The following is a 13,799-nucleotide window of genomic DNA, read 5'->3' on the forward strand; positions in this document are numbered from 1 at the left end:
TCCTTACCTTGGACGGTTGATCCAGGCATGCGCCGGATCGTCCGCCCAGGCCGCGTACTCCACCTGCTCGCCCGAGATCGCCCACAGGTAGACCAGCTCGTAGCCGCCTGCTGCCACAAGCGGGTGGTAGCCGCGCGGTATCACGACGGTGTCGCCATGGCGCACCCTGTAGATCTTCTCGAATGGCTCCGGTGCGTCGGGAGGCGTGTAGACCATCTGCAGCCCGAACCCGTCCGGCGGCCGCACAAGGTAGTGATAGATTTCCTCCATCGGGGCCTCGCCCCGGCCGTCACCTGTGGTGCGGCGCGTGTCGTGCTTGTGCGGCGGATAGCTCGACCAGTGGCCAGGGGGGTTGTGGGTCTCGCCCACGAGCATCCGGCTGGTCACGCTCTGGTCGGCAACGCTGGTGACGCGACGCGACCAGGCATCAGCGCCCACGTTCCTTACGGTGACCTGATCCGGTCCGATGATCCGGGGAGAGCGTGTGGCGGAGGGAGGCGCGGAGAAGAGCGCCAGCCGGACTCCGTCGGCAAGGCCGACCAGGTCTACGCGAGAGCCCGCGGGCACGAACACCGCGGACGGCGGATCATCGAAGACCGATGCGCGCGGGCCGAGGGTCCCGGAAAGCGTCCCCGCACTTCCGGAGACGTTGACCACGCAGCCGCCTTCGATCAGGTATATGACGGCCTCGCGGTCGCCGGACTCCCAGGAGAAGGGCGCCCCACCACCTGCCAGGGTGACAAGCGCGAACTCCAGATGCGTGAGCGGGCTGTTCGCTGACGACGCCACCAAATGGTGCGCCGGAGGGTTCTCGACGGCGGGGATATATTGGCTCTCAGCCAGTCTGCTCATACCTATACTGCTCCCTTCTGGGCCAGCCGCCTCTGATGGACGAGCTGGCGAATCAGCGACCCGACGCCGGCTACCAGCAGCAGTAGGCTCAGCGGCCTCGTGACGAAGACCGTCATGTCACCGCCCGTGATGATCATCATCCTCCGGAACTCCGACTCCATCATCGGCCCCAGAACCAATCCCAGGATTAGCGGGATCAGTGGATAACCGGCGCGCTTGAGAACGAACCCCAGGATCCCGGCCGCCACTGCCACGACGGCATCATACATCCAGCCGTTGAGGGCGTACGCGCCCAGCACCGACAGCAAGATCACCAAAGGCGGCATCAAGGCCGGCGGCACGCTGAGCGCCTTGATGAACACCCGGATGCCGCCGAGCTGGAAGATGCAGGTGGTCAGGTTGGCCACGATCATGGCGAAGATAATGGCGTAGATGAAGTGCGGTTGGGAGGTGAACAGGAGTGGGCCGGGCGTCACGCCGTGGATGACCATCGCCGCAAGGATGGGCACCGCGGCCGCTTCCGCGGGCAGCGCGAGCGTGAAGGTGGGTATCAGCCCGCCGCCGATGCAGGCGTTGTTGGCCACCTCCGGCGCTATCACGCCTTCGAGCCTGCCGGTGCCGAACTCCTCGGGGCGCGGGGAGATCTGCTTCGCCCGCTCGTACGCCAGGACCACGGCCACGCTGGCGCCGGCCCCTGGCAGCAGGCCGATGAAGGTCCCTATCCAGCTCGACTCCAGAATGATGCGCCACATGCCGAGAAGCTGCCGCAGACTGGGGAACAGCCGGCCGAGCTGCTGCGTGACAATCTGGTGCAGATCCCTGCTCCGGGCCGCGTCGTCAAGCGCCTGGGTGATCCCGAACATGCCTATCAGCACGGGAACGAGCCCGATGCCGCTGGCCAGGAAGGGGTTGTCGAAGGTGAACCGTCGGACGCCGGTCATGGTGTCTATTCCGACGGTCGCGAGCAGCACCCCCATCGCACCCATCACCACGCCCTTCAGGAGCGAGGAACCTGAAACGCTGGCTATGATCGTCAGACTGGCGACCGCCAGGGAGAAGTACTCCGCAGGTCCAAACAGCAGCGAGAAGCGGGCCAGCGCCGGTGATGCCGCGAGCAGCGCCGCGGTGCTGATCAGCCCGCCGATGAACGACGCGATCACCGCGCCGCCCAACGCGATCCCTGCCTGCCCCTTGCGCGCCATCGGCAGCCCATCGAATACGGTGGCGATGGCGTTGGGGTTGCCGGGTATCCCGAAGAGCACCGCCGGGATGGACGCTCCGGTCACCGCTCCAAAGTAGAGCCCCAACAGCAGGCTGATGGCGGTGAGGCTGTCAAGGTGAATCGTAACGGGCAGGAACAGCGCGAGCCCCATCGTGGCCGTCAGGCCGGGAAGCGCGCCGATGAAGATCCCGACGATGTCGCCGACCACAATCCACAACAGCGTGGTCGGCTGAAGGACAAAGGCCAGGCCCTGCAGCAGGGGTTCCACGCGCTAGAATCCCATGAGCCCGCGCGGGAGGGAAACGTCGAGCAGCCGGCTGAAGATCCACCAGAGCGCCAGCGGAAATCCCACTCCGGTCAGCAGCCGGGTAGCCGGTCCGATGCGCCGCCGGCTGTCCAGGTAGAGCGAGGTGCCTATCAGGAAAAGCGCGGCGGAGACCACAAAGCCCACCACCGGCAGGAGCAGAAGGAACGCAACCGTGCCCGCGCCGACCCCAAGGGCCTGCTGCCATGGTTCCGTGCCGGAAGAACTGGGGCGCCTCTCCCCAATCATCGCCGCTGCGGCCCCTATCAGAACCAGGGCCGCGACGGCGATCGGAAGGGCCTGGGGCCCTGGATCTCCCTTGACGTGCCGGCTTGGAATCTGACCGGCCAGCAGGAGCGCCAGGAGCGCAAAGGCGGCGATGAACGCGGCAACCGCCAGCCGCGAGGACCGCGTCATCTTCTCACTTCATGAGGCCGACCTGGCGCAGCAGCTTCGATAGGTCCAGCGTGAGCACCGCGAAGTACCGCTCCAGTTCCTCATTGGCCATGTATGTCTTGACCAGTCCGCTCTCGCGGGCGTACTGGATCCAGTGGGGATCGTTCATTGCCCGCGCAACGGAGGACGCGATTGCCCTGCGCACCTCCATGGGAATCCCCTTTGGCCCGCTTATCGCGCGGAAGCTGCCCTGGGGAATGTTCTTGAACCCCAGCTCGGTCGTGGTGGGCGTAGCCGGAAAGAGCGTGGTGCGCCGCAGGCTCGTAACCGCCAGCGGCCTCAGCCGCCCGGCCTGCACCTGTACCTCGGACTGCGAGAAGACGCCGCTGGTCACAACGTTCCCCAACACCCCGACGATCAGGCGGGCGCCGCCCTCAAAAGGCACCACCGTCCAGGGCATTCCGGCCGCCTTGTTGAGCGCCTCAGAGGTCAGGTGCGTCAAAGCGCCGACCCCGGCGTGACCGATCGTGATCTTGCCCGGGGCCTGCTTGCCCGCTTCAATCAGTTCCCCGAGGGTCTTGTAGGGAGCCGTGTCCAGAACGGCGATCACGAACGGGTCCCAGTTCAGACTGGCGATGTGGTCGAGCTGGATGATCGAGCCGGCGGTCAGGCCCTGCAGCGCCGCGGTGACGGTGTGCGTTCCGGAGAGCAGCAGAGTGTGACCGTCCGGCTTGGCGCGCAGCACCTCGTTTGTCCCAATGCCGCTGCCCGCTCCGGGCATGTTCCGGATGACGATCGGCACCTCGGTGAACCGCTGCATGGCCCGCTGAATCTGCCGGGCTATGATGTCGGTTCCGCCGCCCGCGGCGAATGGCACCATGATGCTTACCGGCCGGCCTTCCGGCCAGACCTGCGACGCCGAGATGCCGCCGGGAATCATCGCGGACAGCAGTACGACGCTAATGAGAGCAATCAACGTTCTCACGGTCCTCGCCTCCTTGTGCTTCTCCCGCCAGGATGATTCTCTGGACGCTGGAGCCCGTCCTGCCCTGCTCCGCACCTTCCATGATGCGCGCCTTCCAAGGAGTGGGCGCACGGACGCAGAATGAAATAGTTCAATGTCTGCGAAGATCCTAGTATCCGACGTGACCAAGGTCTATCCGGGGCAGAGCCGCCCCGTGGTGGCGCTGGATCGGGTCTCCCTCCAGGTGCCCGAGGGGGAGTTCGTCTGCATCGTGGGACCCTCCGGCTGCGGGAAGTCCACGCTGCTGCGCATCCTGGCGGGTCTCGTTCCCTGCTCCAGTGGGGCGGCGGCGATTGCCGGCGGCGGCCGGGGCAAACCGCTACACAGTCTGGTCTTTCAGGAGTACGCGATCTTCCCCTGGAAGACGGTGCTGCAGAACGTGGCCTTCGGACTGCAGATGCGGGGCGTGGCTCGGTCCCAGCGCGAGGACGCGGCCCGCGGGTGGATCGGCCGGGTGGGTCTCGGCGATTTTGCCGACGCCTATCCGCGCCAGCTTTCTGGGGGAATGCGCCAGCGGGTCGGCATCGCGCGGGCCTTCGCCAACGATCCCGAGGTCCTGCTGATGGACGAACCACTGGGCGCGCTCGACGCGCAGACCCGGCTGATTCTCATGGACGAGTTGCTGCGCCTGTGGGAAACCGACCGCAAGACCGTAGTGTACGTCACCCACGACATCGAGGAGGCGATCCTGCTGGGCGACCGGGTCGTGCTCATGACCGCCCGGCCCGGGAGACTGAAGGCCGAGTTCTCGGTGCCCTTTACCCGGCCGCGCGGCATCGAGGTAATGGGCGACCCGGCTTTCGCCGGCCTGTCCTACGAGATATGGGAGGCGCTGCGCGATGAGGCGATCGCGGCGATGGGGACGCGGGCATGAATGACCCGCGCCGCGACCGCATGCTGGCGCTGGGCGCGCCCCTCTTCCTGATCGGCCTGTGGGAGTTGGCGGTCCAGACCGGCGTGCTCGATGCGCGGTTCTTCCCGCCGCCGTCGCTGGTCGTCCTCACGTTCTGGCGCCTGCTCGCCGACGGCACCCTGGCGGCGCACACCATGGCCAGCGTCACGCGCGTGCTGGCAGGCTTCTCTATCGGCGCCGCGGCAGGACTGGCGGCCGGCCTGGCGATGGGCACGATCCGCTCGCTGCGCGTGGCGCTCGAACCGACCATCTCGGCGCTCTACGTGATCCCAAAGGTGGCGATTCTGCCGCTGGTCATGCTGATCTTCGGCCTGGGCGAGGCCTCGAAGATTGCCATCATCGCCATCGCCACCTTCTTCATCGTGGTCATCAACACGACCGCCGCGGTGGTCGGCGTCGAGCCGCTCTACATCGAGGCGGGCAGGGCGTTTGGCGCGCGGCGACTGCAGATGTTCGCGCACATCATCCTGCCCGGGGCGCTGCCGGCGATCTTCACCGGCATGCGCCTGGCGCTGGGTACGGCGCTCATCGTGATCATCGCAGCCGAGTTCGTCGCCGCCAAGGACGGCATCGGCTACTTCATATGGTTCGCCTGGAACACGCTGCGCCCCGAGGAGATGTTCGCCGGCTTCATCGTCATCGGTGCATTGGGGATGCTGTCGTACGAAGCCGTACGCAGGGTCGGCCACCGGGTGATGCCGTGGCTGGAGGACGATCGTCCACGAGGAGGGAGAATAGATCATGGGTAACCCTAACCGGCTTTGGGCTGGGCTGGCCGCCGTCGCGATGGTCGTAGCCACCGCGACGGGCGTAGTCGCCGCGGCTCCTGCCGCACCGCGCGTCGAGAGGGTCGTGGTGGCGCACGTGCCGCTGATCAACTTCGCCACGCTCTACGTGGCGATAGAGCGCGGCTTCATGCGCGATCAGGGGATCGAGGTCGAGCTGCAGCGGGTGGCCTCGGGCACCGAGGCGGTGGCCTTCCTGGCCCAGGACCGCCTCGACGTGGGCGCGATCGGCCTGGCAGCCTCGATCTTCAACGCCTTCAACCGCGGCATGGAGATGCGCGTGGTCGCGTCAACCTCCTCCTGGGGACAGCGTCACGGCACGCGGATTCTGGCGCGCATGGACCTCTTCGACTCGGGCGAGATACGCTCGGTGCGCGACCTACGTGGCCGCCGGGTGGCAGTGGCCGGCGGAGCCGGGTCGGCCGGGCACTATCTCTTCCTCATCGGCGCGCGGCGCGGCGGCATCGGGCCGCGCGACTTCGAGCTGGTGAACCTTCCCAACCCGGACCACGGCCCGGCGCTGCGTGCCGGCCGCGTGGACGCCGCCCTTACCGGCTCGCCGTTCTCGTCGGCGGCGCTGGCCCAGTTCCTGGCGCGGCCGTTGCTCGAGAACTTCGCGCCGGGTACCGCAACCACGGTGTTCGCGTTCTCGGGCGGGTTCATGCGCACCCGGCCCGAGGTCGCCACGCGCTTCCTGATGGCGCTGATGACCGCAGCGCGTGCCATGCAGGGCGAGGGGTACCTCGACCCTGACAACGTTGCTGCCTACAAGAAGTACACCGGTGTCCGCGACGAGGTGCTGCGCGGAGAACCGCCGTTGCTCTACTACCGCGACATGCGGATCGTTGCGCCCACCATCGTGGACATGGAGAAGGCCTTCCGTGAGGCCGGGCTGGCAGATTATGCGGCGGCAATCCCGATCGAGCAGATGGTGGATCGGCGTTTCCAGCAGGAGGCGGTGAAGCGGCTGGGGCGCTGATGACCGCAGCGATCGAGATCATCGCCAGGGCCGTCATCACCGCAGAGCGGCACCTCCTGCTTGCCCGCAAGAAGGGCGCCGCGCACACCTTCCTGCCCGGAGGGCACGTGGAGTTCGGCGAACCGGCAGAGGTTGCGCTGGCCCGGGAGCTTCAGGAGGAGCTGGGGATCGTGGCGGAAATCGGCAGGTTCCTGGGAGCGATTGAGCACGCTTGGGACGACGCGCATGGGCGGAGCCACGAGCTGAACCTGGTGTTCGAGGTCACCTGGCCCGGGCTCGACAAACCGGCCCCGGTTCGATCGGCGGAACCGCACCTCGAGTTCGTCTGGCAGCCCACGGACCGGCTCGCCGCAGTCAACCTGCTGCCCACGGTGCTCTGCGACGTCCTGCCGCGGTGGCTCGACGCCCGAGCCGGCAGCGGCTGGAGCAGCACGCTACGGTAGGGCACCGGCAGGCGGCTGGGCGCTGCCGAGCTACGGCCCGGCACCTGCGCGCCGCTCGCGCTCCTCGACCGCCCGGTGTATGCGGGCCATGACCGGCACACCACCGACGATGAGCACGACCTCGCTCAGCAGGAGCGGCGGAAACAGCACCGCAAACGGCACGGCCAGCAGCACCGACAGCATCAGGCCCACGGCCGCGGCGATTACCACAGCGTAGGCCGCGGCCCCGGCCCACGCGGACCGCCGGCCAATCGCAATACACAGCCACGCGCCGGCCAGGTTGGCCAGCGGCATAAGCCCGAGTTCCCAGATGCCTGCCTGCGGGCTGGTGATGTTGCTGAGGAAGTTACCGAGCACGAAGGCCGCCGCCAGGTGAGGGCGCCAGATGACCAGCGACTTCAGCGCCTCGGGGATCCGGAACTGAACCGGACCGTAGCTGATCGGGCCGAACGCCACGGTCAGCGCCGCGTATACGGCGGCGATGACGCAAACCTCGGCGAGGGCCCGCTGGCTGCCCGGCCGCGACGCCATCCCGGACTACTCCTGCGGGCCGCCGGCCGCCTGTCCTGCCCCAGGCGCCTGCCCCGAACAGGCGCTCTCCTGCGGCCAGCGGGCCCGGACGGTGGTGTGGACCCCGCCGCGGACGTTGTAGTCGAGCACCAGCTCCATCCACTGCGGAGCGGCGGCGGCCACCAGGTCGGTCAGGATGCGGTTGGCCGCGTGCTCCTGGTAGATGCCGACGTTGCGGTAGGAGTGCAGGTAGTACTTGAACGACTTTAGCTCCAGCACGCGCTCGCGTGGAACGTAGCGCACCGTCAGCCGGCCGAAGTCGGGCAGGCCGGACCACGGGCAGACGGCCGTGAACTCGTCGGTCGCTATCTCCACGACGGCGTCGCTGCCCGGGTACTCGTAGGGGAAGGCCTCCAGCAGACCGGGGTTGATGCGCTCGTAGCCCTGTTGATCCATGCGACCCTCCCTCCTGGCCAGCATCATACGCGCGGCGGCTCCCGACCCGCAAGGCAGCGCAGCCGGCAATGCAGCCCACGTGCAAGGCATCCGTGCGGATGACGACGAAGAGCACCGCAACAACGACGGAGGTACGGGGATGCCGGTAGTTGGGAAGGCGCACAGGCGCACCGACGGTCTCGAAAAGATAACGGGTGCGGCCAGGTACACCGAGGACCTACGCCTGAGCGGGATGCTGCATGTGCGGCTGCTGCTCAGCCCCTTTCCGCGGGCGCGCATCGTGCGGCTGGACCGCGGCCCGGCACTGGCGACTCCCGGCGTCGCTGCCGTAATGACCGCGGACGACCTGGCCCGGCTGGGGAACGGCGCCTCCCGCCTGCTGGCCGGACCCTTGACCAGGTACACCGGCGAGCCGGTCGCGGTGGTGCTGGGTGAGAGCGAGACGGCCGCCTCCGACGGGCTCGATGCACTCCGTGCGTCGGTGGAGTTCGAGCCGCTGACCGCGGTGCTGACCATGGACGAAGCGTTGCGCGAGGACGCCCCCCTGGTGCGCGAGTCGGCCGAGACCGAGGAGGACGACGCCGAGGCGCACGCGACGGTGGTCTTGCAGGAGAAGAAAGCCGACCGCCCCAGCAACGTGGCCAACCGGGTGGCGTTCACTCGCGGCAGCATCGAGGACGGCTTCCGGCAGGCCGAGGTGATCGTGCGCCGGACCTACACCACCTCGCGCATCCACCAGGGCTATCTGGAGCCACAGGCCGCGGTTGCCTTCGTGGACCCGGTAACCGGTGAGGTAACGATCTACACCTCCACGCAGGGCACGTTCTACCTCCGCGCGGAGACCGCCAAGCGGCTCGGCCTGCCCCAGCAGCAGGTTAAGATCGTCCCGATGACCGTGGGCGGAGCGTTCGGCGGCAAGATCGTGAACTTCCAGCCACTGGCCGCCGCGCTGGCGATGCTCGTGCGCCGGCCGGTGCGCATCGTCCTAACTCGAAACGAGGACTTCCTGGCGACGGAGCCTGCCCCGGCCAGCCGCATCACAGTCGAGCTGGGGGCCACGCGGGAAGGCGCCCTGACCGCCCTGCGGGCCAGGATCGAATTCGACTCCGGGTGTGAGCCCGGCGCGCCCCTCACGGTCGCCAGTCTCATGCTGGGTGGATACTACCGCATCCCCAACCTGTCGATTGAGGCCGTGGACATGCTCACCAACAAGCCCGCTGCAGGCGCCTATCGCGCGCCGGGTGTGCCGCAGGCAACCTTTGCCATCGAGTCGGCTATGAGCGAACTGGCCTCACTGCTGGGTGTGGATCCGATCGCATTTCGGTTGCGCCACGCCTCAGCTCCGGGCGACCCGATGCCCCACGGACGGCCGTGGCCCAACATGGGGCTCCGACAGGTGCTCGAGGCGCTGGACGCTCACCCGGTGCGCCGGCGTCCCCGGCGGGCGGGCGAGGGCATCGGCGTGGCGATCGGGGGCTGGCCCGGCGGGCTCGAATCGGCGACCGCCTGTGTGCGCGCGAACACCGACGGCACGTTCCAGATCGTCACGGGCGCGGTGGACATCACCGGCACGGCCACCACCATGGGCCTGATCGCCGCTGAGATCCTGGGAGTTGAACCGCACAAGGTACAGGTGGTCACGGCCGACACCAATCAGGCGCCCTACGCCGGGATGTCGGGCGGCAGCAAGATCACGTACACGGTCGGGGAAGCCGTCCGGCGTGCCGCCCTGGACGCGCGCCGCCAGATCCTGGCCATCGCCTCCGACCACCTGGAGGCCCGCCTCGAGGACCTGGAGATCGAGGGGGGCCGGGTGCACGTCCGGGGCTCACCCACGGCAGCCCTCTCGCTGGCTGAGATCGCCACGCTGAGCATGAAGTTCGGCGCCAAGTACCCTCCGGTGTTCGGACAGGGCTCCACCGCGATCGCGCGGCAGGCCCCGGGCTTCGCCGGGCATCTCGTGCGCGTGCGGGGGGACCGCGAGACCGGCGCGGTGGAGATCCTAGACTACGTGGTCGCGCAGGATGTGGGGTTCGCGATCAACCCGCCTGAAGTGGAAGGACAGATCCATGGGGCCGTGGCGCAGGGGATCGGCTGGGCCCTGCTGGAGCAGGTGGTCTACGACGAGAACGGCGGCCTGCTGACCGGGACCCTCGCCGACTACGCGCTGCCCCGGTCGTCTGCGGTGCCGCCGGTGGACGTTGTGCTGATCGAGCTCCCCTCGGACGAGGGGCCGTTCGGCGCCAAGGGCGTGGGCGAGCCGCCGGTGATTCCAGGCGCGGCGGCGATCGTGAACGCTATCGCGGACGCGACGGGGGTGAGGATGACAGCGCTGCCTGCGACGGCCGGGCACCTCGCCCTTGCGTCGGGCCGCGGCATGCAGGAATCGGGCTGAATCCCGCGAATGGCCACTAGGTGGTATAGTTGTACCGGCACGGTTCGGCGGACAACTCGGACACCGCCGTCCGCGCACAAAACAGTACATCATCTGGAGGTGTTGTATGCGTAGATCACTCATCGCGCTGGCGGTGGTTGCGGTCATGGTCCTGGCCGCCAGTGTTCCGGCTTCGGCCCAGTCGTGGTTCCAGCTCCGCTTCAACCCGTCCAACGCCGATTGGAAGCAGACCCCCCCGATCTGGGGGGACCTTCCATACAAGTTCAACACGACCATGTTCGGGGGAACGGCCTTCATCCAGCCTCCGGGGTACGGGGTGGGGCTGAGGTTCAACATCGACTCCGGATCGCTCGGGTCCTGGTCTCCCTTGACCTTCTACGACGGCGGTACCTGGAGATACTACGACATCAGCGTGGGGCTCCCCCTCTCCCTGGGCACGGGGTCTATGCTTCTGTTCGCCGGTTACGGCAATCACTCGTGGAAGGCAACCGACGGCGGAACCACAATCTCCACTCAGGACGCCAGCGGCATAGTCTTCGGCGCCGACATGAGGCTCCCGCTGTCAGGGGCGTGGTATGCGACCGGTTCCCTAACGTTTGGCTCCGGGCTCAAGTACAAGTACGCCAACCCGGGGTTCTGGGATCCAAGAGCCGAGGGGACGGCCAACACGAGCGTGTACTCGGCCGCCTTGGGCTACATGCTACCCAACTACCCCTTGAACGTCGAGCTTGGGTGGCGATCCGGAGGGTTCAGTGTCACTTCGATCACCAGCGGCGACACGAGTGCCGCCGGACAGGACGTGCGCTGGTCAGGGTGGTTCCTCGGGTTGTCAACGCGCCGGTAGGGGCACACTGGCTCAGTCGCGGGCACGCTCGACTCGAACGCCGGCCGATCTGAACGCGGCCGGCGTTCGGTTTTCTCGCGGCATGCCGGTTGCGACCACCCCGTTTGAACCGCTATCATGGAAGGCGCGGCCATACATGGGGACGTAGCTCAGTGGGAGAGCACCTGCTTTGCACGCAGGGGGTCAGGGGTTCGAATCCCCTCGTCTCCACCAGCCCTACCCCTCGTCGGTGTACTCTTCATATACCTTGCCTACCATCTTCGCCGAGGGCTTGAGCGTCTTGTCTCCCTCCTTCCTCCACTTCGAGGGAGTGCCCTCATCGCCGTGCTTGGCCAGGCGCAGGTTGGCCTTGAGCTTCCTGAGCAGCTCTTCAACGTTCCTGCCCAAGTTGTAGTAGTTGACTTCTGAGTTGAGGAGCATCCCTTGGGGGTTGATGATGAACGCCCCCCTCAGCGCGAGCCCTGTGTCCTCATCGTAGACGCCGAACAGCCTCGAGACGTTGCCGGTGGGATCGGCCCCCATCGAATACCTGACGTCCTTCAGCATCTTCTCGTTCTTCTGCCACGCAAGATGGACGTACTTCGTGTCTGTGCTTACGGTGACGACCTCGGCTCCCAGCCTATTGAACGCCTCATGCTGCTCTGCCAGAGCAGCGAATTCGGTCGCTCAGACAAAGGTGAAGTCGGCGGGGTAGAAGAACAGGATCGTCCACTTCCCGCCGGCGCGCAGCGCCTCGAGGCTGACCTCTCCGAAGTCGGCCTTGGACGGCTCAAACGTTTCGAGTCGGAAATCCGGCACATTCTGCCCAACCCTCAATCCGCAACAGCCCACACTCATGACGAAAACCCCCTTCGACTAGTCTCTCAGTCAGTTTCCGGAGGTTGTCCGGAGAGAGATGCATCCGGCATCTCCTCCTCTAATTTAACTGATCTGGCCGTGCGCTTATTCCATAGTGACTCACCGGATGGGCGGCAGACGCTCATGCGCTGGGGCTGGCTCTACGTGGCGATCTCGTCTTGCGCCTGCGGATGTCCTCAACGAACTCGAAATGGGAAACGGTGTCACGGGCCCGGCGTCTCCCCGAATCCCGACGGCTGCTTCCGCTCAAGTCCCGGATCTTTCCGCAGGGCCTCGACTGTCAGCGGCCTACCTGTGCGCGCGATGGCCCGCGCCAGCACTATTGGCAGCCGCTCGGCATCTTTCGGCAACCGGGCAGCCGGGCGTAAGCGGGAAGGAAGTGGGGCTGGCGGCCGATCATCCCTACGGGATGCCGGCTGACGACCTCGTTAAGGTGTTGGTGCCAGATATAGAAGGGAGGCGCCGCACCTCTGCGGCCATTCGGGTATAATGTGTCAAAGACATTAACGGCCGGGGTGCAACGGGGCCTGCCTCTTTGGGAGGGGACGCAATGACCATCGCAACCGAGCACCACTACATTGTTCGGGACGGCAACATCCTCCAGGGGGAGCCCATCGTCGGAGGCACTCGGACTTCGGTGCGCGCCATCGTGGAACTGTGGCGCCTCGGGGTCACACCAGAAGAGATTCCTGTGCATCTCCCCCACCTCACGCTTGCGCAGGTGTTTGACGCGTTGAGCTACTATGTAGACCACCAGGCCGAGATCCAGGCCTACATCGTCCGCAACGAGGTTCCCGACGACCTGACGCATCCGACTGCGCGCCCGGATGCCTAGGACACCGGCCCCGGTCTACCTCGACGAGGATGTGTCGGTTGTAGTCGCCGCGATCCTAAGAGCACGGGGCTTCGAGGCAGTCACCACAAGGGATGCGGGGCAACTCGGCCGGTCGGACTTCCAGCAACTGACCTTCGGGGCCGAGACCGGACGCGTGCTTCTCACCCATAACCGGGTTGACTTCGAGCGTTTGCACGGAGAGTGGTTGGGGGCCGATAGATCCCACGCTGGCATCGTCATTGCCCGGCGGCGTCCACCCGGGGATCTGGCTGCAAGAGTAGGGCGACTGCTCACCCGACTGGCCGCTGAAGATCTGAAGAACCAGCTTCTGTACGTCTGAGTCGCGGCCTGGAACGAAGGCGGGTTTGTCACGTTCCCGTAATCGCCTCCACCCGGACGCCAGTAGCCCGCACCAGGTCGCGCGGGTCAATCCAGATCTGCAGCCCCCGCACGCCCGCACTGATGCTTATCCGCGGGTGTTGCAGGGCGGAGGCGTCAATGAACGTCACGTAGGGCCGCCGTGTCGCCAGGGGCGATACGCCTCCCTTCACGTAGCCGACCAGCCGCATCAACTCTCCTGCATCCACCAACTCGACGCGCCGGGCACCCGCGCACCGCGCCAGCACCCGGAGGTCCAGTTCGTGACTGGCCGGGACGGATGCCAGCAGGACCGCGCCCTCGCTGGAGCGGACGACCAGCGTCTTGAACAGTTGGTCGGGCGAGATCCCGAGCCGTTCGACCGCCTCCGCGGCTGTGTGCGCCTCGGCCTCGAACTCCAAGAGGTCGTAGTGAATGCCAAGGGCATCCAGAATCCTCATCGCCCGCGTGCGCATTGTGGATTGGGAGTTCGGTGGGGAACCCCGCGGCGTCCTGCGCCATGCTGGCTTCAGCCTGAGGGGATAAGACGGGGCTTCTGGGGGCTTTAGCCGAAACAGAGCTCGCCAACCGTGTCGCTAAGGTCTATACTATCAACATGGTATTCA

16 protein-coding genes and 1 tRNA gene are annotated in these 13,799 nt (G+C 66.7%); 9 read left to right on the forward strand and 8 right to left on the reverse strand.

Annotated features, from left to right (window positions below; all coding sequences use genetic code 11):
* Positions 1–3: 3 nt before the first annotated feature.
* From RDU83_05905 to RDU83_05920, 4 genes are read right to left on the reverse strand one after another with little or no spacing between them, the layout of a single operon-like run.
* The gene (locus RDU83_05905; GenBank protein ID MDQ7840549.1) at positions 4–852 is read right to left on the reverse strand and encodes a 5-deoxy-glucuronate isomerase; all 849 of its coding nucleotides are present in this window, start codon (positions 850–852) and stop codon (positions 4–6) included.
* Positions 853–854: 2 nt separating this feature from the next.
* On the reverse strand, positions 855–2,342 hold the full coding sequence (locus RDU83_05910; GenBank protein MDQ7840550.1) for a tripartite tricarboxylate transporter permease: 1,488 nt from the start codon (positions 2,340–2,342) through the stop codon (positions 855–857).
* Positions 2,343–2,345: 3 nt separating this feature from the next.
* Positions 2,346–2,795 (reverse strand): tripartite tricarboxylate transporter TctB family protein, encoded by a 450-nt coding sequence (locus RDU83_05915; protein MDQ7840551.1) that lies wholly within the window; start codon positions 2,793–2,795, stop codon positions 2,346–2,348.
* Positions 2,796–2,799: 4 nt separating this feature from the next.
* Positions 2,800–3,759 (reverse strand): tripartite tricarboxylate transporter substrate binding protein, encoded by a 960-nt coding sequence (locus RDU83_05920; protein ID MDQ7840552.1) that lies wholly within the window; start codon positions 3,757–3,759, stop codon positions 2,800–2,802.
* A 133-nt stretch (positions 3,760–3,892) separates the two neighbouring features.
* Between RDU83_05920 and RDU83_05925 the strand changes: the two genes are divergently transcribed.
* Genes RDU83_05925 through RDU83_05940 form a run of 4 tightly spaced genes read left to right on the forward strand, consistent with a single transcriptional unit; the run spans position 3,893 to position 6,918 of the window.
* Positions 3,893–4,672, forward strand: coding sequence for an ABC transporter ATP-binding protein (locus RDU83_05925; GenBank protein MDQ7840553.1), 780 nt, complete (start codon positions 3,893–3,895; stop codon positions 4,670–4,672).
* Complete coding sequence (locus RDU83_05930) at positions 4,669–5,460, forward strand: ABC transporter permease (GenBank protein ID MDQ7840554.1); 792 nt, start codon at positions 4,669–4,671, stop codon at positions 5,458–5,460. Before RDU83_05925 ends, RDU83_05930 begins: the two co-directional genes overlap by 4 nt.
* Complete coding sequence (locus RDU83_05935; protein MDQ7840555.1) at positions 5,453–6,475, forward strand: ABC transporter substrate-binding protein; 1,023 nt, start codon at positions 5,453–5,455, stop codon at positions 6,473–6,475. Before RDU83_05930 ends, RDU83_05935 begins: the two co-directional genes overlap by 8 nt.
* Complete coding sequence (locus RDU83_05940; protein MDQ7840556.1) at positions 6,475–6,918, forward strand: NUDIX domain-containing protein; 444 nt, start codon at positions 6,475–6,477, stop codon at positions 6,916–6,918. The genes RDU83_05935 and RDU83_05940 overlap by 1 nt, the downstream gene beginning before the upstream one ends.
* Positions 6,919–6,948: 30 nt before the next feature.
* Here RDU83_05940 and RDU83_05945 read toward each other — a convergent pair whose 3' ends face one another.
* Together RDU83_05945 and queF are read right to left on the reverse strand one after the other, a co-directional pair.
* Positions 6,949–7,449 (reverse strand): QueT transporter family protein, encoded by a 501-nt coding sequence (locus RDU83_05945; protein ID MDQ7840557.1) that lies wholly within the window; start codon positions 7,447–7,449, stop codon positions 6,949–6,951.
* Between the two features lie 6 nt (positions 7,450–7,455).
* Entirely contained in the window at positions 7,456–7,911 is a 456-nt protein-coding gene (queF, locus tag RDU83_05950; protein ID MDQ7840558.1) for a preQ(1) synthase, read from the reverse strand.
* A 112-nt stretch (positions 7,912–8,023) separates the two neighbouring features.
* Here queF and RDU83_05955 point away from each other — a divergent pair, with 112 nt between their 5' ends.
* The 3 genes from RDU83_05955 to RDU83_05965 all read left to right on the forward strand — a co-directional run bounded on the left by RDU83_05955 (position 8,024) and on the right by RDU83_05965 (position 11,336).
* Positions 8,024–10,279, forward strand: a complete 2,256-nt coding sequence (locus RDU83_05955; protein MDQ7840559.1) for a xanthine dehydrogenase family protein molybdopterin-binding subunit — start codon at positions 8,024–8,026, stop codon at positions 10,277–10,279.
* Between the two features lie 106 nt (positions 10,280–10,385).
* The gene (locus tag RDU83_05960) at positions 10,386–11,123 is read left to right on the forward strand and encodes a hypothetical protein (GenBank protein ID MDQ7840560.1); all 738 of its coding nucleotides are present in this window, start codon (positions 10,386–10,388) and stop codon (positions 11,121–11,123) included.
* A gap of 138 nt (positions 11,124–11,261) precedes the next feature.
* Positions 11,262–11,336: transfer RNA gene (locus RDU83_05965), tRNA-Ala, on the forward strand.
* 3 nt (positions 11,337–11,339) lie between these two features.
* Here the strand turns inward: RDU83_05965 and RDU83_05970 are convergent.
* Entirely contained in the window at positions 11,340–11,960 is a 621-nt protein-coding gene (locus RDU83_05970) for a peroxiredoxin (GenBank protein MDQ7840561.1), read from the reverse strand.
* A gap of 571 nt (positions 11,961–12,531) precedes the next feature.
* Between RDU83_05970 and RDU83_05975 the strand changes: the two genes are divergently transcribed.
* Both RDU83_05975 and RDU83_05980 read left to right on the forward strand, forming a co-directional pair.
* Positions 12,532–12,816 carry a DUF433 domain-containing protein gene (locus RDU83_05975; protein ID MDQ7840562.1) on the forward strand — a complete coding sequence of 95 codons (285 nt, stop codon included), beginning with the start codon at positions 12,532–12,534 and terminating at the stop codon, positions 12,814–12,816.
* Entirely contained in the window at positions 12,809–13,156 is a 348-nt protein-coding gene (locus RDU83_05980) for a DUF5615 family PIN-like protein (GenBank protein ID MDQ7840563.1), read from the forward strand. Before RDU83_05975 ends, RDU83_05980 begins: the two co-directional genes overlap by 8 nt.
* Before the next feature lie 28 nt (positions 13,157–13,184).
* Here RDU83_05980 and RDU83_05985 read toward each other — a convergent pair whose 3' ends face one another.
* Positions 13,185–13,634, reverse strand: a complete 450-nt coding sequence (locus RDU83_05985) for a YbaK/EbsC family protein (GenBank protein ID MDQ7840564.1) — start codon at positions 13,632–13,634, stop codon at positions 13,185–13,187.
* Positions 13,635–13,799 lie beyond the last annotated feature (165 nt).

The organism is bacterium (genome assembly GCA_031082185.1).
Classification (GTDB): Bacteria; Sysuimicrobiota; Sysuimicrobiia; order Sysuimicrobiales; family Humicultoraceae; genus VGFA01.